The 22,002-nt window shown below is 39.7% G+C and carries 22 protein-coding genes; 15 read left to right on the forward strand and 7 right to left on the reverse strand.

Annotated features, from left to right (window positions below; all coding sequences use genetic code 11):
• Together atpD and ACLV7W_RS03565 are read left to right on the forward strand one after the other, a co-directional pair.
• Positions 1 to 1,407: a F0F1 ATP synthase subunit beta gene (atpD, locus tag ACLV7W_RS03560; RefSeq protein WP_000094357.1), complete on the forward strand. Its 1,407-nt coding sequence runs from the start codon at positions 1 to 3 to the stop codon at positions 1,405 to 1,407.
• Positions 1,408 to 1,417: 10 nt separating this feature from the next.
• On the forward strand, positions 1,418 to 1,837 hold the full coding sequence (locus ACLV7W_RS03565) for a F0F1 ATP synthase subunit epsilon (protein WP_000068037.1): 420 nt from the start codon (positions 1,418 to 1,420) through the stop codon (positions 1,835 to 1,837).
• A gap of 44 nt (positions 1,838 to 1,881) precedes the next feature.
• On the opposite strand, the gene ACLV7W_RS03570 is transcribed toward ACLV7W_RS03565, so the two are convergent.
• Positions 1,882 to 2,895, reverse strand: a complete 1,014-nt coding sequence (locus tag ACLV7W_RS03570; RefSeq protein WP_411865442.1) for a lactonase family protein — start codon at positions 2,893 to 2,895, stop codon at positions 1,882 to 1,884.
• Between the two features lie 172 nt (positions 2,896 to 3,067).
• On the opposite strand from ACLV7W_RS03570, the gene ACLV7W_RS03575 reads away from it, so the two are divergent.
• The 6 genes from ACLV7W_RS03575 (at position 3,068) to ACLV7W_RS03600 (ending at position 9,847) form a co-directional block, all read left to right on the forward strand.
• Positions 3,068 to 5,074: a peptide ABC transporter substrate-binding protein gene (locus ACLV7W_RS03575; RefSeq protein ID WP_411865443.1), complete on the forward strand. Its 2,007-nt coding sequence runs from the start codon at positions 3,068 to 3,070 to the stop codon at positions 5,072 to 5,074.
• Between the two features lie 117 nt (positions 5,075 to 5,191).
• Positions 5,192 to 6,358, forward strand: a complete 1,167-nt coding sequence (locus ACLV7W_RS03580) for an AI-2E family transporter (RefSeq protein ID WP_261037043.1) — start codon at positions 5,192 to 5,194, stop codon at positions 6,356 to 6,358.
• Positions 6,348 to 7,577, forward strand: a complete 1,230-nt coding sequence (locus ACLV7W_RS03585) for a tetratricopeptide repeat protein (protein WP_411865444.1) — start codon at positions 6,348 to 6,350, stop codon at positions 7,575 to 7,577. The genes ACLV7W_RS03580 and ACLV7W_RS03585 overlap by 11 nt, the downstream gene beginning before the upstream one ends.
• Before the next feature lie 140 nt (positions 7,578 to 7,717).
• Positions 7,718 to 8,359, forward strand: a complete 642-nt coding sequence (locus tag ACLV7W_RS03590) for an amino acid ABC transporter permease (RefSeq protein WP_411865445.1) — start codon at positions 7,718 to 7,720, stop codon at positions 8,357 to 8,359.
• A gap of 9 nt (positions 8,360 to 8,368) precedes the next feature.
• Positions 8,369 to 8,998 carry an amino acid ABC transporter ATP-binding protein gene (locus ACLV7W_RS03595; RefSeq protein WP_227325757.1) on the forward strand — a complete coding sequence of 210 codons (630 nt, stop codon included), beginning with the start codon at positions 8,369 to 8,371 and terminating at the stop codon, positions 8,996 to 8,998.
• Between the two features lie 9 nt (positions 8,999 to 9,007).
• The gene (locus ACLV7W_RS03600) at positions 9,008 to 9,847 is read left to right on the forward strand and encodes an amino acid ABC transporter substrate-binding protein (protein ID WP_227325758.1); all 840 of its coding nucleotides are present in this window, start codon (positions 9,008 to 9,010) and stop codon (positions 9,845 to 9,847) included.
• A gap of 61 nt (positions 9,848 to 9,908) precedes the next feature.
• On the opposite strand, the gene lysS is transcribed toward ACLV7W_RS03600, so the two are convergent.
• The 5 genes from lysS to ACLV7W_RS03625 all read right to left on the reverse strand — a co-directional run bounded on the left by lysS (position 9,909) and on the right by ACLV7W_RS03625 (position 14,373).
• Positions 9,909 to 11,399, reverse strand: a complete 1,491-nt coding sequence (lysS, locus tag ACLV7W_RS03605) for a lysine--tRNA ligase (RefSeq protein WP_000102427.1) — start codon at positions 11,397 to 11,399, stop codon at positions 9,909 to 9,911.
• Positions 11,400 to 11,536: 137 nt separating this feature from the next.
• Positions 11,537 to 12,154 (reverse strand): histidine phosphatase family protein, encoded by a 618-nt coding sequence (locus ACLV7W_RS03610; RefSeq protein WP_084924227.1) that lies wholly within the window; start codon positions 12,152 to 12,154, stop codon positions 11,537 to 11,539.
• Positions 12,154 to 12,636: an aminoacyl-tRNA deacylase gene (locus ACLV7W_RS03615; protein WP_084924229.1), complete on the reverse strand. Its 483-nt coding sequence runs from the start codon at positions 12,634 to 12,636 to the stop codon at positions 12,154 to 12,156. The genes ACLV7W_RS03610 and ACLV7W_RS03615 overlap by 1 nt, the downstream gene beginning before the upstream one ends.
• Positions 12,636 to 13,478, reverse strand: a complete 843-nt coding sequence (locus tag ACLV7W_RS03620) for a DUF368 domain-containing protein (RefSeq protein WP_153210037.1) — start codon at positions 13,476 to 13,478, stop codon at positions 12,636 to 12,638. Before ACLV7W_RS03620 ends, ACLV7W_RS03615 begins: the two co-directional genes overlap by 1 nt.
• Before the next feature lie 94 nt (positions 13,479 to 13,572).
• A complete protein-coding gene (locus ACLV7W_RS03625) occupies positions 13,573 to 14,373 on the reverse strand; it encodes a glycoside hydrolase family 25 protein (RefSeq protein WP_049544045.1) in 801 nt (266 codons plus the stop codon).
• A 154-nt stretch (positions 14,374 to 14,527) separates the two neighbouring features.
• Here ACLV7W_RS03625 and glmU point away from each other — a divergent pair, with 154 nt between their 5' ends.
• From glmU to ACLV7W_RS03660, 7 genes are all read left to right on the forward strand, one after another.
• Positions 14,528 to 15,907: a bifunctional UDP-N-acetylglucosamine diphosphorylase/glucosamine-1-phosphate N-acetyltransferase GlmU gene (glmU, locus tag ACLV7W_RS03630; protein ID WP_411865446.1), complete on the forward strand. Its 1,380-nt coding sequence runs from the start codon at positions 14,528 to 14,530 to the stop codon at positions 15,905 to 15,907.
• A gap of 9 nt (positions 15,908 to 15,916) precedes the next feature.
• Positions 15,917 to 16,462: an NUDIX hydrolase gene (locus ACLV7W_RS03635; protein ID WP_000393816.1), complete on the forward strand. Its 546-nt coding sequence runs from the start codon at positions 15,917 to 15,919 to the stop codon at positions 16,460 to 16,462.
• An 11-nt stretch (positions 16,463 to 16,473) separates the two neighbouring features.
• On the forward strand, positions 16,474 to 16,785 hold the full coding sequence (macP, locus tag ACLV7W_RS03640; RefSeq protein ID WP_000517862.1) for a cell wall synthase accessory phosphoprotein MacP: 312 nt from the start codon (positions 16,474 to 16,476) through the stop codon (positions 16,783 to 16,785).
• Between the two features lie 16 nt (positions 16,786 to 16,801).
• Positions 16,802 to 17,494, forward strand: coding sequence for a 5'-methylthioadenosine/adenosylhomocysteine nucleosidase (locus ACLV7W_RS03645; RefSeq protein ID WP_411865447.1), 693 nt, complete (start codon positions 16,802 to 16,804; stop codon positions 17,492 to 17,494).
• A 76-nt stretch (positions 17,495 to 17,570) separates the two neighbouring features.
• Positions 17,571 to 18,062, forward strand: a complete 492-nt coding sequence (rocS, locus tag ACLV7W_RS03650; RefSeq protein WP_000021242.1) for a chromosome segregation protein RocS — start codon at positions 17,571 to 17,573, stop codon at positions 18,060 to 18,062.
• A gap of 103 nt (positions 18,063 to 18,165) precedes the next feature.
• Positions 18,166 to 18,756, forward strand: a complete 591-nt coding sequence (locus ACLV7W_RS03655; protein ID WP_261096149.1) for a 3'-5' exonuclease — start codon at positions 18,166 to 18,168, stop codon at positions 18,754 to 18,756.
• Between the two features lie 8 nt (positions 18,757 to 18,764).
• The gene (locus ACLV7W_RS03660) at positions 18,765 to 20,528 is read left to right on the forward strand and encodes a glycerophosphoryl diester phosphodiesterase membrane domain-containing protein (RefSeq protein ID WP_411865448.1); all 1,764 of its coding nucleotides are present in this window, start codon (positions 18,765 to 18,767) and stop codon (positions 20,526 to 20,528) included.
• A 100-nt stretch (positions 20,529 to 20,628) separates the two neighbouring features.
• Here the strand turns inward: ACLV7W_RS03660 and ACLV7W_RS03665 are convergent, their stop codons facing one another.
• Positions 20,629 to 21,885, reverse strand: a complete 1,257-nt coding sequence (locus ACLV7W_RS03665; protein WP_411865449.1) for an ISL3 family transposase — start codon at positions 21,883 to 21,885, stop codon at positions 20,629 to 20,631.
• Between the last annotated feature and the right edge of the window lie 117 nt (positions 21,886 to 22,002).

Here is a 22,002-nt window from a genome sequence, read left to right on the forward strand (position 1 = left end):
ATGAGTTCAGGTAAAATTGCTCAGGTTATCGGTCCCGTTGTAGACGTCTTGTTTGCAGCAGGGGAAAAACTTCCTGAGATTAACAATGCACTTGTCGTCTACAAAAATGACGAAAGAAAAACAAAAATCGTCCTTGAAGTAGCCTTGGAGTTGGGAGATGGTATGGTCCGTACTATCGCCATGGAATCAACAGATGGTTTGACTCGTGGAATGGAAGTATTGGACACAGGTCGTCCAATCTCTGTACCAGTAGGTAAAGAAACTTTGGGACGTGTCTTCAATGTTTTGGGAGATACCATTGACTTGGAAGCTCCTTTTACAGAAGATGCAGAGCGTCAGCCAATTCATAAAAAAGCTCCAACTTTTGATGAATTGTCTACCTCTTCTGAAATCCTTGAAACAGGGATTAAGGTTATCGACCTTCTTGCCCCTTACCTTAAAGGTGGAAAGGTTGGACTTTTCGGTGGTGCCGGAGTTGGTAAAACCGTCTTAATCCAAGAATTGATTCACAACATTGCCCAAGAACACGGTGGTATTTCAGTATTTACCGGTGTTGGGGAACGTACTCGTGAGGGGAATGACCTTTACTGGGAAATGAAAGAATCAGGCGTTATCGAGAAAACAGCCATGGTATTTGGTCAGATGAATGAGCCACCAGGAGCACGTATGCGTGTTGCCCTTACTGGTTTGACAATCGCTGAATACTTCCGTGATGTGGAAGGCCAAGACGTGCTTCTCTTTATCGATAATATCTTCCGTTTCACTCAGGCTGGTTCAGAAGTATCTGCCCTTTTGGGTCGTATGCCATCAGCCGTTGGTTACCAACCAACACTTGCTACGGAAATGGGTCAATTGCAAGAGCGTATCACATCAACTAAGAAGGGTTCTGTAACCTCTATCCAGGCTATCTATGTGCCAGCGGATGACTATACTGACCCAGCGCCAGCAACAGCCTTTGCTCACTTGGATTCTACTACAAACTTGGAACGTAAGTTGGTACAATTGGGTATTTACCCAGCCGTTGACCCACTTGCTTCAAGCTCACGTGCCTTGGCACCTGAAATCGTTGGAGAAGAGCACTATGCAGTTGCTGCTGAAGTAAAACGCGTTCTTCAACGTTACCATGAATTGCAAGATATCATTGCTATCCTTGGTATGGATGAGCTTTCTGATGAAGAAAAGACCTTGGTTGCTCGTGCCCGTCGTATCCAGTTCTTCTTGTCACAAAACTTCAACGTTGCGGAACAATTCACTGGTCAGCCAGGTTCTTATGTTCCAGTTGCTGAAACTGTTCGTGGCTTTAAGGAAATCCTTGATGGTAAACACGACCACTTGCCAGAAGATGCCTTCCGTGGTGTAGGTTCTATCGAAGATGTGATTGCAAAAGCTGAAAAAATGGGATTTTAAGAGGTGATCTATGGCTCAGTTAACTGTCCAGATCGTGACACCAGATGGTCTCGTCTATGATCACCATGCCAGCTTTGTATCAGTTCGAACTCTGGATGGTGAGATGGGAATCTTGCCACGACATGAAAATATGATTGCAGTTTTAGCAGTTGATGAGGTTAAGGTTAAACGTGTAGATGATGAAAATCACGTGAACTGGATTGCAGTGAACGGAGGTGTTATCGAAGTTGCCAATGGCGTTATCACAATTGTTGCTGACTCTGCAGAACGTGCTCGTGATATCGACGTTAGTCGTGCAGAACGTGCCAAACTTCGAGCAGAGCGTGAAATTGAAGAAGCACAAGACAAACACTTGATTGACCAAGAACGTCGTGCGAAGATTGCACTGCAGCGTGCCATTAACCGTATTAATGTCGGAAATAGACTATAAGAAAAAAATGAACTTGAGTTACCAAGTTCATTTTTTATGTTTTCTTAAGGGGTAAAACTGATGCAGACTGCTTCTGGGACATGGAAGTCATTAGAAAGTTCTGCTAGACGTCCAGTTTCAGAATTGCGTTTAAAGACGGTTGCATTGTCAGAGTCCTGATGGACAGCAATGACAAATTCTTGGTCTGGTGTCAAATCAAAATCACGTGGAGTCTGACCATGTGTCGGAACGATTTCTAACAACTCTAAGCTACCGTCCGAAAGAATTGTATATACTGCGATAGAATCATGACCACGGTTAGAAGCGTAGAGGTATTTACCATCTTTAGAGAGACGAATAGCAGCAGTACCATTAAAGCCTTCATAACCGTCTGGTAGAGTTGAAATGACTTGCATGCGTTCAAATTCGCCAACACCATCGTAGATTAGAACTTCGATAGTGCTATTGAGTTCACAAATGAGATAAGCGATTTTATAATGGTTATGGAAAATAATATGGCGTGAGCCTGCTCCTGGCTGGCTATGATAGGTATAGAGCTTAGATAATTTTCCTTCTGAATCAAGATCGTAAGTAATTACTTGGTCAGTACCCAAGTCGCAGGTCACTAGATAGTGGTCAGGTGTTAAATCTGTATAGTGAACATGTGGAGAAGCTTGATTTTCATGTGGACCTTGGCCACTGTGTTGATCAACATCACTAAGTAGAAGACAACCATCTTCCTGACGTTTATAAACAAGGACCTGTCCCTTGTGGTAGTTTGCCGCGTACACCAAATCACGCTTTTCATCAACGGCAACATAACAGTGGGGGGCTCCCTCTTCAACGACGTGGTTTAATAAGGTACCATTAGTTTGATAGGCTGCAATTCCACCCTTATCGTCTTGACTACCAACAGTGTATAAATGTTGATGCTGGTCAAAGGCAAGGTAGGTTGGACTTGGCTCAGTAGCAAAAAGTTCTAGATTTGAAAGCTGACCAGTTTCTGTATCAAAGTCTGCCTTGTAAATCCCTTGAGAAGTCCGACGTGTATAAGTTCCAAAATAAACAGTTTCTTTCATAACTTTACCTCTATATAAAAGATAAGACTATTATATCACAAAAATTGTAGTTGGAGGAATTCTATAACACATAATTAAACATAATAAAATATTAAATTTAACTTGTTTTTGTATTGATTTCCTTTTGAAAAGTGCTATAATAATCCTATACAAATTGCAAAGGAGTTTGTTTATGAAAAAACGTGTTTTCTTAGCAGCAGGAGTTGCTGTACTCTCGGCAGCTGTCCTAGCCGCGTGTTCATCTGGTAATGCTAATAAAGAAGCAACTAAAGAAGCAACTAAACAAGCAACTAAACCAGTTACTTATGCCTATGTATTCTCATTAGATCCTGTTACTTTGGATTATACAGTTTCTGGTAATGTCAGCACTAAACAGATTACAGGTAATGTTATTGATGGATTATTAGAAAATGATCAATATGGGAATCTGGTCCCATCAGTTGCAGAAGATTGGACTGTTTCCAAAGATGGTTTGACCTATACCTATAAAATCCGTCAGGGTGTCAAGTGGTATACCAATGAGGGAGAGGAGTATGGTGAAGTTAAGGCTCAGGATTTTGTAACTGGTCTTAAGCATGCAGCTGATAAGAAATCACAGGCTCTCTATTTGGTACAGGATTCTATCAAAGGATTGGATGACTATGTAAATGGGAAAACAACAGATTTCTCAACCGTAGGCGTGAAAGCAACAGATGATTATACTGTTGTTTATACTTTGAACCATCCAGAATCTTTCTGGAATTCAAAAACAACAATGGGAGTCCTTGCTCCCGTGAGTGGAGATTTTTTGGCATCTAAAGGAGATGATTTTGGTAAGGCCACTGATGTAACGAGTATACTATACAATGGGGCATATCTTCTTAAGGGGCTTACTTCGAAATCTTCTATCGAAATGACCAAAAACCAAAATTACTGGGATAAGCAAAATGTCTTTATTGATGATATCAAGTTATCATTCTTTGATGGTCAAGATGCAGACTCTCTAGGACGTGGTTTTGATGAGGGACATTATCCAGCTGCTCCACTCTTTAAAAACTCTGCCAACTATGAACGTCTAAAAGAAAAATACAAGGATAATATTGTATATGGTCAACAAAGAGGTGGCGTATTCTATATGTCTACTAATATTGATCGTGTGTCATACAATCATACTGCTAAAACAAGTGATGTAGAAAAATCCTCTACTAAGAAAGCACTTTTAAACAAAGATTTCCGTCAAGCCTTGGCATTTGCTGCAGATCGTAAAGCAGCTGTTTCTCAGGTGTTTGGGGATGAAGTGGCGCCTCGTAAATTACGTACAAGTTTCACTCCTCCAACATTTGTACAAGTTGGAGACCAATCGTTTGGTCAAGTAACTAAGATAGAATTGGATAAATTGGATAATGTCTGGAAAGATGTCAGTCTTGATGATGCGCAAGATTCACTTCATAACGTAGACAAGGCTAAAGCTAAGTTTGAATCTGCTAAGAAAACTCTTCAAGCTGATGGAGTACAGTTCCCAATTCATTTAGATCTTCCAGTTTCATCGACTCAGACAGATTTTATCCATCAAGCTCAGTCTTATAAACAATCCATTGAAGAAGCCTTGGGCTCTGAAAATGTAGTTGTTGACATTCAACAGGTTTCTGATGATGAATTGGGAAACATGACTGTTCTAGCGACATCAAATAATAATGTTGATTGGGACATTAATGTTAATAGTGGTTGGAGTCCGGATTATGCAGATCCATCAACTTATCTAGATGTATTTGATCCAACTTCAGGTCCAAGTCTCCTCGGCTCTCTTGGTGTAGCACCGGGAACAGACAATCCAGCCATTAAAACAGTTGGATTGGATAAATACAAAGGATTGATTGATGATGCAAATAGTGAAAAAACAGATCTGCAAAAACGTTATTCTAAATATGCTAAGGCGCAAGCTTGGTTAACAGATAGTGCTCTAGTTATTCCTGTACACTCAGACGGTGCCCAAATGTTAGTAACGAAGAAAGTATTAGGTAGTGGTGCTGATGGTTGGATTGGTGACAAAACAGGAGATAACAGTTATAAATATCTTAAACTCCAAGATAAAATTGTCACTTCCAAAGAAATGGATGAGTTCCGCAAGAAATTTGCTGATGAAAAAGGCAAATCCAATGCTGATTATCAGAAGAACTTAGACCGTCATATTCAAGACTAATCAAATCTCCTCTTTTGAGGGGATTTTTTATGTTGCTGTCTCCATGTAAGCACTTTAAAAAAGAGTTATTTTGATTTAAAAATGGTATAATGAGAGAACAATAGAAAGGAAGTATTTATGGAGCAAAAAGAGAAACATTTTAGCCTATCTTGGTTTTTCAAGTGGTTTTTGGATAACAAGGCCATTACGGTATTTTTGGTAACCTTATTATTGGGACTCAATCTGTTTATTTTAAGTAAGATTAGTTTTCTATTTTCACCTGTTTTAGATTTCTTGGCAGTTGTGATGTTGCCAGTCATTCTATCTGGTTTACTATACTATTTATTGAATCCTATTGTTGATTGGATGGAGAAGCATAAGATTAATCGCGTTATCGCAATCAGTATTGTCTTTGTCATCATCGCTCTCTTTATCATTTGGGGCTTGGCAGTAGCCATTCCAAATCTGCAACGTCAGGTTTTAAGTTTTGCAAGGAATGTTCCAGTCTACCTTGAAGATGCTGATCGAGTTATTGATGATTTGGTCACCAAGCGTTTACCAGATGATTTCAGACCTCAGTTAGAACAAGTTTTGGCAAACTTCTCAAGTCAGGCTACAGTTTGGGCAAGTAAGGTTTCATCTCAGGCAGTCAACTGGGTGAGTGCCTTTATTAGCGGGGCTTCTCAAGTGATTGTTGCCTTGATTATCGTTCCGTTCATGCTCTTTTATCTCTTGCGTGATGGGAAAGGATTGCGTAACTATTTGACCCAATTCATGCCAACGAAATTGAAAGAACCTGTTGGACAAGTTTTATCAGATGTGAATCAGCAGTTGTCTAATTATGTTAGAGGACAAGTAACAGTGGCTATTATTGTTGCGGTAATGTTTATGATTTTCTTTAAAATCATTGGTCTACGCTATGCGGTTACGCTGGGTGTTACTGCTGGTATCTTAAATCTGGTTCCTTATTTGGGTAGCTTCTTAGCCATGCTTCCTGCCCTAGTATTGGGCTTGATTGCTGGGCCAGTCATGCTTTTGAAAGTAGTGATTGTCTTTATCGTAGAACAAACTATTGAAGGCCGTTTTGTCTCTCCATTGATTTTGGGAAGTCAATTAAACATCCATCCCATTAATGTTCTCTTTGTTTTGTTAACTTCAGGATCCATGTTTGGTATCTGGGGAGTCTTGCTCGGTATTCCAGTTTATGCCTCTGCTAAGGTTGTCATTTCAGCGATTTTTGAATGGTATAAGGTAGTCAGTGGCCTATATGAACTAGAAGGAGAGGAAGCTAAGAGTGAACAATAGTCAACAGATGTTACAGGCTTTGGAAGAGCAAGATTTAACCAAGGCTGAGCACTATTTCGTCAAAGCTTTAGAAAATGATCCAAGTGACCTTCTGTATGAGTTAGCCACTTATTTAGAAGGGATTGGTTTTTATCCTCAGGCCAAGGAAATTTACTTGAAAATCATAGAGGATTTTCCAGAGGTTAATCTTAATCTAGCGGCTATTGCTAGCGAGGATGGTCAAATTGAAGAAGCCTTTGCCTATCTTGAAGAAATCCAAGCTGACAGTGACTGGTATGTGTCGGCTTTGGCTCTGAAGGCAGACCTTTACCAGATGGAAGGTTTGACAGATGTGGCGCGTGAGAAATTGTTAGAAGCATTGACTTACTCAGAGGATCCTCTCTTGATATTGGGCTTGGCAGAGTTGGATAGTGAGTTGGAAAATTACCAAGAAGCTATTCAAGGCTATGCCCAGTTAGATAATCGTACTATTTATGAACAAACAGGCATTTCTACCTATCAACGGATTGGCTTTGCCTATGCACAGTTGGGGAAATTTGAAACAGCTACAGAGTTTTTAGAAAAAGCCCTGGAGTTAGAATACGATGACCTAACAGCTTTTGAGTTGGCCAGTCTTTACTTTGATCAAGAAGAATACCAAAAAGCTGTCCTCTACTTTAAGCAACTTGATACCATTTCACCTGATTATGAAGGATATGAGTATGGTTACAGTCAGGCCTTACATAAGGAACATCAAGTTCAAGAAGCCCTGCGTATCGCTAAGCAAGGCTTAGAGAAAAATCCCTTTGAAACTCGCCTCTTGCTAGCTGCTTCACAATTCTCTTATGAATTGCATGATGCCAGTGGTGCAGAAAACTACCTCCTTACTGCAAAAGAAGATGCTGATGATACGGAGGAAATCTTACTCCGTCTAGCTACTATTTATCTAGAACAGGAACGTTATGAGGACATTCTAGACTTACAAAGTGATGAGCCAGAGAATCTTTTGACCAAGTGGATGATTGCTCGTTCTTATCAAGAAATGGACGATTTAGATACCGCCTACGAGCATTACCAAGAATTAGTAGGAGATTTGAAGGACAATCCAGAGTTTCTGGAACACTATATCTATCTCTTGCGTGAATTGGGCTACTTTGAGGAAGCAAAAGTCAATGCTCAAACTTACTTAAAACTAGTTCCAGATGATGTGCAAATGCAAGAACTATTTGAGAGATTGTAAGAATATATTTTTAAAAACTGTATCTAATCATTTTTGATAGATATAGTTTTTCTTTTTTAAAGAGAATTTTTTTACAAAAATTATTGGTTATTTTGTTTATTTATGCTATAATAGGAACAATTATTTTTAGGAGGTGCAGTATGTCTTATTTGTTTGAGATATTACCGAGTTTATTGAGCGGTGCAAGCATGACTTTGCAGGTTTTTGCACTGGTCTTGATTTTTTCTATTCCCTTGGGCGTTTTGATTGCCTTTGCCTTGCAAGTGCATTGGAATCTCCTCCATCATCTGATTAATATTTATATTTGGATTATGCGGGGAACACCCTTGCTATTGCAATTGATTTTTATCTATTATGTACTCCCAAGTATTGGGATTCGTTTGGATCGCCTTCCTGCGGCTATCATTGCCTTTGTTCTCAATTATGCGGCTTATTTTGCTGAAATCTTCCGTGGAGGGATTGATACCATTCCTAAGGGGCAATATGAGGCTGCTAAGGTCTTGAAGTTTAGCCCTTTTGCCATAGTGCGCTATATTATCTTACCACAGGTGACCAAGATTGTTCTTCCTAGTGTATTTAACGAAGTCATGAGTTTGGTCAAGGATACTTCTTTGGTCTATGCTCTAGGAATTTCAGATCTTATCTTGGCTAGTCGAACAGCTGCCAACCGTGATGCTAGTCTGGTTCCGATGTTCTTGGCAGGAGCCATTTACTTGATTTTGATTGGTATTGTGACCATTCTTGCCAAAAAAGTTGAGAAGAAGTACAGTTACTATAGATAGGAGGTTGCCATGTTAGAATTACGAAATATCAATAAAGGCTTTGGTGAAAAGCAAATTTTATCTAATTTCAGTCTAAACATTCCTGAAAAGCAAATCCTGGCTATCGTAGGACCTTCTGGTGGAGGTAAGACAACCCTCTTGCGCATGCTTGCAGGTCTGGAAACTATTGATTCAGGGCAAATCTTTTATAATGGAGAACCTTTAGAACTGGATGAATTGGAGAAGCGGAATTTACTGGGATTTGTATTCCAAGATTTTCAACTTTTTCCTCATTTATCAGTTCTAGACAATTTGACCTTATCGCCCGTAAAAACAATGGGAATGAAGCAGGAAGAAGCTGAGAAGAAGGCGCGTGGACTCCTGGAACAGTTAGGACTGTCAGGGCACGCAGACGCCTATCCATTCTCACTATCAGGTGGGCAAAAGCAACGGGTAGCCTTGGCGCGTGCTATGATGATTGACCCAGAAATCATAGGTTATGATGAGCCGACTTCTGCCCTGGATCCAGAATTGCGCTTGGAAGTGGAAAAACTAATCTTGCAAAATAGGGAACTTGGGATGACGCAGATTGTGGTTACCCACGATTTACAATTCGCTGAAAATATCGCAGATCAGATTCTCAAGGTTGAGCCCAAGTAGGAGGTGCCAATGACTAATAAGAAAATTGCTTTAGTATTGGTTTCTATCCTGACTCTCTTTTTAACGGCTTGTACTCAGAAGGCTAGCGATCCAAAGCAGGATAACTGGGATAAATATCAAGAGCAGGGGACCATTACTATTGGTTTTGACAATACCTTTGTACCTATGGGATTTGAAGAAAAGAATGGACAGTATACAGGCTTTGATATTGACTTAGCACAAGCTGTCTCAGAAAAATTAGGTTTCAAGATTCAATTTCAGCCAATTGACTGGGATATGAAGGAGACGGAACTGCAAAATGGAACTATTGATGCCATCTGGAATGGGTATTCTGCCACTGATGAACGCCGAGAGAAGGTTGCTTTTAGCATTCCATACATGGAAAATCAGCAAGTTCTGGTTGCGAAGAAAAACCAGCAGATCCATTCAGTAGAGGATATGAAGGATAAGACCTTGGGAGCCCAAGCAGGATCCTCTGGTTATCTAGACTTTGAAGCGCAGCCAGATTTATTGAAAAATCGTGTTAAAGACCAGAAAGCCAATCAATATCAGAGTTTCAATGAAGCCTTGATTGATTTGAAGAATGATCGAATTGATGCCTTGTTGATTGACCGAGTGTATGCTAATTACTATCTTCAGTCTGAGGGGATATTAAATGACTACAATGTCTTTTCGGCTGGATTTGAAAGTGAATCCTTTGCAGTCGGAGTTAGACCAGCTGACAAAAGATTACTACAAGCTTTAAACCAAGCTTTTGTTCAACTTTACCAAGAAGGGAAGTTCCAAGAGATTAGCCATAAATGGTTTGGAGAAGATGTAGCAACCAAAGAAGTGAAAAGTAGAGATTGAGTTTTTACTCAGTCTCTTTTTGTATCGAAAAATCCTCTGGCAAGTACCAGAGGATAAGAGGTTATTTCATTGTTGGGAAGAGTAATACATCACGTATAGTAGTTGTATCAGTGAGTAGCATGCAGAGACGATCGATACCGATTCCCAAACCACCTGTTGGTGGCATACCGTATTCAAGGGCCTCAATGTAGTCGTAGTCGATGCCTGTCGCTTCATCGTCACCAAGTTCTTTTGCTTTGGCTTGGGCTTCGAAACGGCTAAGTTGGTCGATTGGGTCGTTCAACTCAGTAAAGGCATTACCGTACTCCTTAGTCATGATGAAGAGCTCGAAACGGTCAGTAAAGCGTTCGTCTTCAGGATTCTTCTTAGCAAGTGGAGATACAGCTACTGGATGTCCATAGACAAAGGTTGGTTGGATTAAGGTTTCTTCAACAAACTCTTCAAAGAAGGCATTGATGATGTGACCAACTTCAGTGTAGTGTTTCTCAACAGGAACTTTCTTCTCAGCAGCGATAGCTTTAGCTTCTTCCAAAGTCATGTCTTGCCAGAAATCTACCCCAGTAATTTCTTTGATAGCATCCACCATGTGAACACGTTTAAATGGTTCATTGATTTTGATTTCAGTACCTTGATAGTTAACTGGGCCATCGCCTTTGACTGATTTAGCAGCGTGTTGGATAATACCTTCGGTCAAGTCCATGATGTCTTGGAAGTCTGCATAAGCTTGGTAAACTTCGATAGAAGTAAATTCAGGGTTATGAGTAGCATCCATTCCTTCGTTACGGAAGATACGGCCAATTTCATAGACGCGTTCCATACCACCGACGATAAGGCGTTTCAAGTGAAGCTCAGTCGCGATACGAAGTACCATGTCAATGTTTTGGGCATTGTGGTGGGTGATAAATGGACGGGCAGCAGCACCACCAGCCTCGTTGTGAAGAACAGGTGTTTCCACTTCAAGGAAACCTTTTTGATCAAGGTAACGACGAATTTCAGAGATGATTTTTGAACGAGTGACAAAGCGTTCAAAGCTTTCGCGATTAGAAATTAAGTCTAGGTAACGTTTCCGGTAAATTGTTTCAACGTCTGTCAAACCGTGGAATTTCTCAGGAAGTGGGCGAAGTGCTTTAGACAAGTGAGTGATGTGAGTAGCTTTGATAGAGAGTTCTCCCATATCTGTACGCATCACTTCACCTTCGACACCAAGGAAGTCACCAAGGTCTGCTTTTTTGAAGATTTCGTAGTTTTCTTCACCGACAGCATCCTTACGAACGTAGATTTGAATCTGCCCTTCGCGGTCTTGAAGGTGGGCAAAACCTACTTTACCTTTACCACGTTTGGTTACCAAGCGTCCTGCGATAGTAGCTGTTTCGTTTTTATCATGTAATTGTTCTTTATCGAGGTCAGCAAATTTATCTTTTAATTCTTGTGAATTTGCAGTGCGTTCAAAGCGTTTTCCGAAAGGATCGATTCCTTGTTCACGGAGTGCAGCCATTTTTTCACGGCGAACGATCTGCTGGTCATTTAGTTCTTCCATATGTTCTGTTGACATGGGATCCTCCTAGTTTTACTCAAAATTGAATACGATGAGTCATTTTTTGCGATACTCCCATTTTATCATAAATAACCAAGAAATTCACGAATAATCTTTCAAAACTAAAAAGAACTTGACGCTACAATCAAGTTCTGTTATTGATAGGAAGTATCATTCCAAGTATTGAGAGTAAATGTTTCAAAATCATGGGTTTCTAGAATGGTCAGGCTGGCATTTGCTAGACCGCCATCTTTACGAAGAAGTGGTTCTTTATATCCTAGAAGAGTACGAAGACTGGCAGTAAGATTGGCGCCGTGTCCGACAATTAGAATACGCTCAGCTGGACTATCTTTTAATGATTTGATAAATTGGATGGTCCGTTGCGTGGTGCTATAGAGGGACTCTGCTCCAAACATTTGAGTGTCAAATTGAGCAAGGTTAGATCGGAAAGCTTTGATTTGTTGCGGGTAAATAGATTCCAAGGTTGCAATTTTCAAACCTTCCAACTTCCCCAGCTGCCATTCACGGAGATTAGGAACACTTTCTAAAGGACATGGGATCTGGAGTTGACTTTGGATAATTTCAGCAGATCTGACCGCTCGAGGTAAATCACTTGAATAAATCTGATCAAAAGGAATATCCTTGAGATACTGGCCTAGTCGTTTTAGGGTTTCAATGGATTCAGGAAGAAGGGGAGAATCACCACTAGCACCTTGAAAGCGTCCTTCTTGGTTCCAGACTGTACGACCGTGGCGGACAAAGTAGAGTTTCATTACTTTCTGTCCTCCAAGATATCTGCAAAGTCGGCCTTTACAAAGCTGGCCAAGTCTTGTGGCGCGACGATAATGCTGTGACCAACTTCTCCAGCAGAGACAATCATTTGATCCAAGTCTAGGGCGATTTTATCGATAAAAATGGGGTAATTGTGTTTCTGACGAATTCCGACAGGATTATTGGCTCCATGAATATAACCTGTTGTTTTTTCTAAGTCCTTTTGTGGAATCATGCTCACTTTTTTATTGCCAGAAATTTTAGCTAGTTTCTTTTCAGACAAGTGTTGAGTGATAGGGATAATTCCAATAATCGGTCCTGTCTTGTCTCCCAAAAGAGCCAAGGTTTTGAAAATCTGATCTCGTTCATAACCTTGAGGAAGCTCTCCTTCTAGGGCATTGATTTGAATCCCCTGATGTGGGATACCTGCTTTAGACAGGATTTGTTCCACCAATGTTTTTTTGATTTTAACCTTTTTTGCCATTATTTATACTTATCCTCCAATTGGCTCATCCAAATACCAAGCCAGATTCCCAGCGCAAAGAAGAAGGCGATGATGACATACCCAACAAGAGAAATACCAGTGTATTGGATACTTTCAGCGTTTCCTGCATTTGGAATTAAGATCAAAAGGGTACTTGAAAGGACGATACCGATGATGAAATGATAGACGCGTGAGTGGTAGTTATTTAAGGCATAATCCATCAATTTTGAAAAAATAATGAGAGTTGCACCTGCTCCGATTCCAATCGGGAAGAAGGTTCCCAAGAGGTCGAAGGTTTTAAAACCAGTCAACATAGGAGCATAGAGGCCCAAAATCAAAAGTAGATTTGATGGACTGAGGCCAGGAACCAATACGCCAAGAGCCAGCAGTGCACCAGCTAGGACGAAATTAAGAAAGCTGGCACTTAAGGTTCCAACTACAAAATTTAAGGCATAGAGACCTAGTCCAGAAATGATAAAGGTTGCCCAGAACCAAGCTAAATCAATCTTGTCTCGGTCAGATTCTCGAGTTGATTCTTTTAGAAGGCTAGGAACTGTACCAATGATGGCACCCGCAAAGCTCCATAAGACAAAGACCTGATAATTTTCAAGCAGGTATTCAATCGGGTAAGAAAATAAGCCGATTCCCAGAAGCATACCGAAGGCAACTGGAATAAAGTACAAAACATTTTCTTTAAAGTCCTTAAAGGGATGGGCCAGAAAGCCAATCATTCGTTCATAAATTCCTAAGATTGCTGCTAGAACCCCTCCGGAAATTCCCGGTAAGATAAATCCAAGAGCAATGACAATCCCTTTAATAACACGTGCTAACCATGAGAGCATATTGTTCCTCCAACTATTTCTATTTCAAAAAATCCTTACTATATTGTATCACAATCAAACACAAAAAGAAAAAGCAAATGATAAACAAATGCTTTTAAGGTTTTAAAAAGATTTTTCTAAAGGTTTCTTCTTTGTTTTTTAAGGAAGAAATGACGTTGATGTCCAAATCGTGGTCAAAGCCAGCAATTTTTCCTTTAGATGTGTACTGGTGGATGTCGTAATCTAAATCAGTTTTTGGAGTTGCCTCGTAAAATCCTGAGTCAGAACCATAGGAAGGAATCCAAACAGAGGTAAACTTGTCTGTATCAATACTGTGTTCTTCCATGAAGTAGACCCCGACGTAGATTCCGATATTTTTAGCACCTAGTGATTCTAGTTTTGCTCGAAAGGCTTCAACACCTTCGTTCATATTGGACATGGTTTTATCTTCCACGTCTAGCCAATAGTAACTAGGGCTGTATGGCGATGAAGCGTTATAAAAAACTTCAGCAGCCTTTTCCATTTCTTGGACACTTTTTCCAGCTACAAAGGCATAGACACCAACTGGGACATTTCGTTTTTGAAACTCGGTAATATGGGTTTTAAAGGCCTTATCTACCCCATTAACAAAGGAAGCATCGTTTTCTTTTAAAGACTGAGCGCCACTATGTACACGAACGATAGCTCCAGAAATGTTTTGGGACAGAGTATCGTAATTTATTTCCTCAGGACGTTGCCAACCAGAAACATCAATTACCGGTTTATCTATATTGTGTAGCGCTTGCGTTTCTACTTGCGCGATATTTGACTTTGTTTTTACAGGATGGTCCTCAAAACGAGGGCGATTCAGGATTAAAATGAAAATCATAATCCCAAAAAAACCAAATAAAATAAGCGGATTAATTTTCTTTCTCATATCTCATAATTTTACCTTAAAAATGAAAAAAAATCAAAAAAAATACTCAAAAAATGGGTTAAGAAAGGACTTTAGAGCATTTTTTCATTCAAGGGCGCGGAATGATTTGAAATATGGTATAATAAAAGGGAATTTCTAGAGAAAAGAGAAGATTATGTCAAATTATGCCATTATTTTAGCAGCGGGTAAAGGGACTCGCATGAAATCTGATTTGCCAAAAGTGTTGCACAAGGTTGCGGGTATTTCTATGCTGGAACATGTTTTCCGTAGTGTGGGAGCTATCCAACCTGAAAAGACAGTAACAGTTGTGGGACACAAGGCAGAATTGGTTGAGCAGGTCTTGGCTGGACAGACAGAATTTGTGACTCAATCTGAACAGTTAGGAACTGGTCATGCAGTTATGATGACTGAGCCTATTTTAGAAGGTTTGTCAGGGCATACCTTGGTTATCGCAGGAGATACTCCTTTAATCACAGGTGAAAGCTTGAAAAATTTGATTGATTTCCATATCAATCATAAAAATGTGGCGACTATCTTGACTGCTGAAACGGATAATCCTTTTGGCTATGGACGAATTGTGCGTAATGACAATGCTGAAGTTCTTCGCATTGTTGAGCAGAAGGATGCTACAGATTTTGAAAAACAAATCAAGGAAATCAACACTGGAACTTACGTCTTTGATAACGAGCGTTTGTTTGAGGCTTTGAAAAATATCAATACCAATAACGCTCAAGGCGAATACTATATTACAGATGTCATTGGCATTTTCCGTGAAGCTGGTGAAAAAGTTGGCGCTTATACTTTGAAAGATTTTGATGAAAGTCTTGGGGTAAATGACCGTGTGGCTCTTGCGACTGCTGAGTCGGTTATGCGTCGCCGCATCAATCACCAACACATGGTCAACGGTGTTAGCTTTGTCAACCCAGAAGCAACTTATATCGATATTGATGTTGAGATTGCTCCTGAAGTTCAAATTGAAGCCAATGTTATCTTGAAAGGGCAAACGAAAATTGGTGCTGAGACTGTTTTGACAAACGGTACTTATGTAGTGGATAGCACTATCGGAGCAGGAGCTGTTATTACCAACTCTATGATTGAGGAAAGCAGTGTTGCAGATGGTGTGACTGTCGGACCTTACGCCCACATTCGTCCAGGTTCAAGTCTAGCTTCCCAAGTCCATATTGGAAACTTTGTTGAAGTTAAAGGCTCTTCTATTGGAGAGAATACCAAGGCTGGACATTTGACTTATATCGGCAACTGTGAAGTGGGTAGCAAGGTTAATTTTGGTGCAGGAACTATTACAGTTAACTATGATGGTAAAAACAAATACAAGACAGTCATCGGTAACAATGTCTTTGTTGGTTCAAATTCAACCATTATTGCACCAGTAGAACTTGGTGACAATTCCCTCGTTGGTGCTGGTTCAACTATTACTAAAGATGTTCCAGCAGATGCGATTGCGATTGGTCGTGGTCGTCAGGTCAATAAAGATGAATATGCAACTCGCCTTCCTCATCATCCTAAGAATCAGTAGGAGCCTATCATGGAATTTGAAGAAAAAACGCTTAGCCGAAAAGAAATCTATCAAGGACCAATTTTTAAACTGGTTCAAGATCAGGTTGAATTACCAGAAGGCAAGGGAACTGCCCAACGCGATTTGATTTTCCACAATGGAGCTGTCTGCGTTTTGGCAGTAACGGATGAACAAAAACTTATCTTGGTCAAGCAGTACCGCAAAGCTATCGAGGCTGTCTCTTACGAAATTCCAGCAGGAAAGTTGGAAGTAGGAGAAAATACAGACCCTGTGGCAGCAGCCCTTCGTGAACTGGAGGAAGAAACAGCCTATACAGGGAAATTAGAACTCTTGTACGATTTTTACTCAGCCATTGGCTTTTGTAATGAAAAGTTAAAACTATACCTAGCAAGCGATTTGACAAAGGTAGAAAATCCGCGTCCGCAGGATGAGGATGAAACCTTAGAAGTCCTTGAAGTGAGCTTAGAAGAAGCCAAGGAATTGATCCAATCAGGTCATATCTGTGATGCCAAGACAATTATGGCTGTTCAATATTGGGAATTGCACAAAAAATAGAGGAGGTCAGTATGGGTAAACCTTTATTAACGGATGAAATGATTGAAAGAGCTAATAGAGGCGAAAAAATTTCAGGTCCTCCTTTACTAGATGATGAGGAGACTAAGATTTTACCAACCTCATCTTCCCGTTTTGGTTATGCCAATCCTAAGGAACATGGCTTTAGCCAGGAAACCTTGAAGATTCAGGTCGAACCGTCTATTCATAAAAGCCGTCGCATTGAAAATACCAAGAGAAATGTCTTCAATTCTAAACTGAATAAAATCTTATTTGCAGTCATCTTTCTCTTAATTTTGCTTGTCTTAGCAATGAAACTTTTGTAATGGAAAAGGAATTGAAATGAAAATAGGAATTATTGCGGCTATGCCAGAAGAACTGGCTTATCTGGTTCAGCATTTAGACAATGCCCAGGAGCAAGTTGTTTTGGGGAATACCTATCATACAGGCACCATTGCCTCGCATGAAGTCGTTCTTGTAGAAAGTGGAATTGGTAAGGTCATGTCTGCTATGAGTGTGGCGATTTTGGCTGATCATTTTCAAGTGGATGCTGTGATTAATACGGGATCTGCTGGAGCAGTAGCAGAGGGTATCGCTGTTGGGGATGTCGTGATTGCTGACAAATTAGCCTATCACGACGTGGATGTCACAGCTTTTGGCTATGCTTATGGACAAATGGCGCAACAACCGCTTTATTTCGAATCAGATAAAACCTTTGTCGCCAAGATTCAAGAGAGTTTATCTCAATTGGAGCAGAACTGGCATCTTGGTTTGATTGCTACAGGAGATAGTTTTGTTGCAGGAAATGATAAGATAGAAGCGATTAAGTCCCATTTCCCAGAAGTTTTAGCTGTTGAGATGGAGGGGGCAGCTATTGCTCAGGCAGCGCATGCCCTTAATCTTCCAGTTTTAGTCATCCGAGCTATGAGTGACAATGCCAACCATGAAGCAAACATCTCTTTTGATGAGTTTATTATCGAAGCTGGACGTCGCTCTGCCCAAGTCTTATTAGCCTTTTTGAAGGCCTTAAATTAAGCGAAAATTTGACAGTTTTTCTAGCTTATGATAAGATTTAAGTAAAGAAAAGCTAGAAAACGTTTCAGAGGATATTATGAGTATTGAAATGACCGTCAGTGAGATTGCAGAGGTCTTAGGATTATCTCGCCAAGCAATCAATAACCGTGTCAAAGAATTACCAGAAGAAGACACAGATAAAAATGACAAAGGGGTAACAGTCGTTACCAGAAGTGGCTTGATTAAGCTAGAAGAAATCTATAAAAAAACGATTTTTGAAGATGAGCCTGTCAGTGAAGATGTCAAGCAGCGTGAACTGATGGAGATTCTGGTTGATGAGAAGAATGCAGAAATTCTTCGTCTCTATGAACAATTAAAAGCCAAGGATCGTCAGTTATCAGAAAAAGACGAGCAGATGCGCATCAAAGACCGTCAGATTGCTGAGAAAGACAAACAACTCGATCAGCAACAACAATTGACCCTTCAAGCCATGAAGGATCAAGAAAATCTTAAGCTAGAGCTGGACCAAGCAAAAGAAGAAGTCCAATCAACTAAGAAAGGCTTTTTTGCTCGTTTATTTGGAGGATAATCAAGGAGCTGTTTAGGTTAAATGCTAACCTGATGGCTTCTTTTATTTCTAATCTAAATAATATAGTTGCTCAAGTAAAATAACCGTATGGGAGAAGTACAGAATGGAACGATTAGAAGATTACATTGCTTTCGATTTAGAATTTAATCAGCATGAAGGGCAAACACACTTGATTCAAGTATCGGCAGTGCGTTTTAGAGATGGTCAGGAAATCGATGCCTATGATTCCTATGTTCATACCAGTGTGCCTCTAAAGAGTTTTATAAATGGTTTGACTGGGATTACAGCTGAGACCTTAAAAGATGCTCCTCCAGTGGAGGAGGTCATAAAAGAATTCCAAGAGTTTGTGGGTGCTTTGCCGATGGTTGGATACAATGCTGCTAAAAGTGATTTGCCTATTCTAGCAGAGCATGGTTTAGATTATAGTCAACAGTATAAGGTGGATTTGTATGATGAAGCTTTTGAACGTCGGAGTTCGGATTTACATGGTATTGCCAATCTCAAATTGCAAACTGTTGCCTCATTTCTTGGATTTCAAGGTCAGTCTCATAATAGCTTAGAGGATGCTCGTATGACAGCGCGTGTTTACGAGTCCTTCCTAGAGTCGGATCAAGCTAGAGAATTATTAGGGACAGAAAGTAGTCTTTCAAACAATCCTTTTGGAGGCTTGGACTTGTCTCAATTATTTGACTAGGAGTGACTATGAAACCTGAAAAACCTAAAAATCTAGGTTTTAAGCAGATATACTTTAATCTAGATAAAATACTCTTTCTCTTTTTCTTGACTTTTATGATGATTGAGTTTGTCTGGTTACCGTCAAATTCTTGGATTGCTGGACTTTTGCTCCGTCAGACAGGTTATCTCTTTCTTTCCTACAACAATATTTTTGCTATTATAAAGGGTTCGCCATTTGTTAGTCTTGCTTTATTTGTTCTGGTAATCGTTAATTTACTAATCGCCTATTACCAGCTAGGACTCCTCTTTATCGGAGCTCGGCACCTCCTCTATCATGAAAAGAGAACTTTGCTGGAGTACAGTCGCAAGGTCTTTCGTCAAAGTTTCTTATTTATGAAGCAAGTGACGATTTCCAAAATGGCCTTTATTTTCTTTTATGTCATGATGCTCTTTCCATTGATTCGAAAGATTTTAAAGATTTATTATCTCAATAAAATTGTCATTCCGGAATTCATAGTAGCCTATGTAGAAGATAAGTATTGGTTGGTCGGTTTGGTAATCACTGTTCTAGCCTTGCTGCTGTTTTACATTTCAGTACGTTTGATGTTTGCTCTACCTCAACTTCTGTTTGAGAAGAAAACAGTCAAAGAGGCAGTCAGATACAGTCTAGAGAAGACGAAAAGGCAATCCTGGTTTTATATTTGGAACTTGCTTTGGATTATCGTTAAAACGTATCTATTTTTCATTCTTCTCTTGATCCCAATCTTAGCAAGTCAGGTATTGATGGATGGATTAACCCATAAGGAATCTCTTGTACTTGGAATTATCAACTTTGTCTTGATTAAGAATTTCCACTATATGGCCTTGACCTATTTTCTCATTAAGTTTGTTTCCTTTTTGACAGGGGAAGAATTAGAAATCACACCAAGGAGAAAGAAAGACCACTGGATGAGATGGGGAGTGATGGGCTGTGCCGGCATCTTTTTTGCTCTTGAGGGGTATGTCTATTTGGAAGCTCCAGTAGCACATAAACCTTTAGTTATTTCTCACAGAGGAGTATCTAATAAGAATGGTGTCCAAAATACTGTCCAATCGCTAGAAAAGACAGCCCAACTAGGGCCAGACTTTGTTGAGACGGATGTTCAGGAAACAAAAGATGGCCAGTTTGTCATGATGCATGATGCCAATATCAAGAATTTGACAGGAGTCAATGCCAATCCTCAAGATTTAACCTTAGAAGAATTAACCAAACTTGATATTTCAGAAAATGGTTATCATAGCAAAGTGTCTAGTTTTGATGACTACCTCAATAAAGCCAATGAATTGCATCAAAAACTCCTTATTGAGATTAAAACTAGTCGAAAAGATAGCTCAGATATGATGAAACGCTTTATGGACAAATATGGAGCCATCATTAAGCAGAATGGCCACCAAATGCAGTCCTTAGACTACCATGTGATTGACCAGGTGCTAGCCTACGACTCACAAATTCCAGTCTATTTCATTCTACCTTACAATAGTATTTTTCCAAGAACGAAAGCCACAGGCTACACCATGGAGTATTCAACCTTGGACCAAAATTTTGTCAACAAGCTTTGGAATACCGATCAGAAATTGTACGTGTGGACCATTAATAGTTCAGAGTCCTTTGATAAATCTGTTCATTTGGGTGCAGACGGCATGATAACGGATGACTTGGAAATGATTCAAGATCAGGTTACCATTGCCCAAGAAGACCCAGAGTATACGGAATTGCTTTTCAAACAGGCCATGAAATTCTTTAATTTTTAGTAATCAAAAAGAGTCTGGGACAAAAAGATTTTGATTTTAGGAATTCTTTATTATGAAATTTTAAAAGGCTCTTTGTCAACTGTAGTGGGTTGAAGAAAAGCTAAGTTCGAGAAAGGACAAATTTCGTCCTTTCTTTTTTGATGTTTAGAGCGATAAAAATCCTTTTTTTGAAGTTTTCAAAGTTTCGAAATCCAAAGGCATTGCGCTTGATAAGTTTGATGAGATTATTGGTCGCTTCTAATTTGGCGTTTGAATAGGGTAGTTGAAGGGCATTGACAATTTTCTCTTTATCTTTGAGGAAGGTTTTAAAGACAGTATGAAAAAGAGTATGAACCAGCTTAAGGTTGTCCTCAATGAGTCCGAAGAATTTCTCCGGCTCCTTATTCTGAAAGTGAAACAGCAAGAGTTGATAGAGATGGTAGTGGTGTTTCAAGTCCTCTGAATAGCCCAAAAGCTTGTCTAAAATCTCTTTATTCGTCAAGTGCATGCGAAAAGTAGGACGATAAAAACGTTTATCGCTAAGTTTACGACTATCCTGTTGGATGAGTTTCCAGTAGCGTTTGATAGCCTTGTATTCATGAGATTTTCGTTCAAACTGATTCATGATTTGGACACGCACACGACTCATAGCACAGCTTAGATGTTGTACAATATGGAAACGATCTAGAACGATTTTAGCACACGGAAAAAGTTTTCTAGCCAAGTCATAGTAGGGACTAAACATATCCATAGTAATGATTTTCACTCGACATCGGACTGCCCTATCATATTTAAGAAAGTGATTTCGGATAATAGCTTGTGTTCTACCTTCAAGAACAGCGGTGATATTGAGTTTTTCAAAATCTTGCGCAATGAAACTCATCTTTCCCTTTGTAAAGATATACTCGTCCCAGGACATAATCTGTGGAAGGCGAGAAAAATCATGTTTAAAGTGAAAGTCATTGAGCTTGCGAATAACAGTTGAAGTTGAAATGGACAGCTGATGAGCAATATCGGTCAAAGAAGTCTTTTCAATCAGCTTTTGAACAATTTTTTGATTAATGATACGAGGGATTTGATGATTTTTCTTTACTAGAGGAGTCTCAGTGACCGTCATTTTAGAGCACTGATAGCAGTTAAAACGGCGTTTTTTAAGGAGAATTCTAGTAGGCATACCAGTTGTTTCGAGGTAAGGGATCTTAGACGGTTTTTGAAAGTCATATTTCTTCATTTGACTTCCACAATCAGGACAAGATGGGGCATCGTAGTCCAATTTAGCAATGATTTCCCTGAGTGTATCCCTATTGATGATATCTATAATTTGGATATTGGGGTCTTTAATGTCGAGTAGTTTTGTGATAAAATGTAATTGTTCCATATGATTCTTTCTAATGATAGTTTGGTCGCTTTTCATTATAGATGATATGGGACTTTTTTTCTACAACAAAATAGGCTCCATAATATCCATAGGGGATTTACCCACTACAAATATTAT

It is taken from the genome of Streptococcus mitis (assembly GCF_965111735.1).
Taxonomy (GTDB): domain Bacteria; phylum Bacillota; class Bacilli; order Lactobacillales; family Streptococcaceae; genus Streptococcus; species Streptococcus mitis_DR.

Coding starts and splice junctions, on each gene's coding strand:
- ACLV7W_RS03660 (WP_411865448.1), top strand. CDS start 18,765: ATGAAACCTGAAAAACCTAAAAATCTAGGTTTTAAGCAGATATACTTT.
- ACLV7W_RS03655 (WP_261096149.1), top strand. CDS start 18,166: ATGGAACGATTAGAAGATTACATTGCTTTCGATTTAGAATTTAATCAG.
- ACLV7W_RS03665 (WP_411865449.1), bottom strand. CDS start 21,885: ATGGAACAATTACATTTTATCACAAAACTACTCGACATTAAAGACCCC.
- ACLV7W_RS03610 (WP_084924227.1), bottom strand. CDS start 12,154: ATGAAACTCTACTTTGTCCGCCACGGTCGTACAGTCTGGAACCAAGAA.
- ACLV7W_RS03595 (WP_227325757.1), top strand. CDS start 8,369: ATGTTAGAATTACGAAATATCAATAAAGGCTTTGGTGAAAAGCAAATT.
- ACLV7W_RS03570 (WP_411865442.1), bottom strand. CDS start 2,895: ATGAAAGAAACTGTTTATTTTGGAACTTATACACGTCGGACTTCTCAA.
- ACLV7W_RS03625 (WP_049544045.1), bottom strand. CDS start 14,373: ATGAGAAAGAAAATTAATCCGCTTATTTTATTTGGTTTTTTTGGGATT.
- atpD (WP_000094357.1), top strand. CDS start 1: ATGAGTTCAGGTAAAATTGCTCAGGTTATCGGTCCCGTTGTAGACGTC.
- ACLV7W_RS03635 (WP_000393816.1), top strand. CDS start 15,917: ATGGAATTTGAAGAAAAAACGCTTAGCCGAAAAGAAATCTATCAAGGA.
- rocS (WP_000021242.1), top strand. CDS start 17,571: ATGAGTATTGAAATGACCGTCAGTGAGATTGCAGAGGTCTTAGGATTA.
- ACLV7W_RS03615 (WP_084924229.1), bottom strand. CDS start 12,636: ATGGCAAAAAAGGTTAAAATCAAAAAAACATTGGTGGAACAAATCCTG.
- ACLV7W_RS03565 (WP_000068037.1), top strand. CDS start 1,418: ATGGCTCAGTTAACTGTCCAGATCGTGACACCAGATGGTCTCGTCTAT.
- ACLV7W_RS03580 (WP_261037043.1), top strand. CDS start 5,192: ATGGAGCAAAAAGAGAAACATTTTAGCCTATCTTGGTTTTTCAAGTGG.
- ACLV7W_RS03575 (WP_411865443.1), top strand. CDS start 3,068: ATGAAAAAACGTGTTTTCTTAGCAGCAGGAGTTGCTGTACTCTCGGCA.
- ACLV7W_RS03600 (WP_227325758.1), top strand. CDS start 9,008: ATGACTAATAAGAAAATTGCTTTAGTATTGGTTTCTATCCTGACTCTC.
- macP (WP_000517862.1), top strand. CDS start 16,474: ATGGGTAAACCTTTATTAACGGATGAAATGATTGAAAGAGCTAATAGA.
- glmU (WP_411865446.1), top strand. CDS start 14,528: ATGTCAAATTATGCCATTATTTTAGCAGCGGGTAAAGGGACTCGCATG.
- ACLV7W_RS03620 (WP_153210037.1), bottom strand. CDS start 13,478: ATGCTCTCATGGTTAGCACGTGTTATTAAAGGGATTGTCATTGCTCTT.
- ACLV7W_RS03590 (WP_411865445.1), top strand. CDS start 7,718: ATGTCTTATTTGTTTGAGATATTACCGAGTTTATTGAGCGGTGCAAGC.
- ACLV7W_RS03645 (WP_411865447.1), top strand. CDS start 16,802: ATGAAAATAGGAATTATTGCGGCTATGCCAGAAGAACTGGCTTATCTG.
- lysS (WP_000102427.1), bottom strand. CDS start 11,399: ATGTCAACAGAACATATGGAAGAACTAAATGACCAGCAGATCGTTCGC.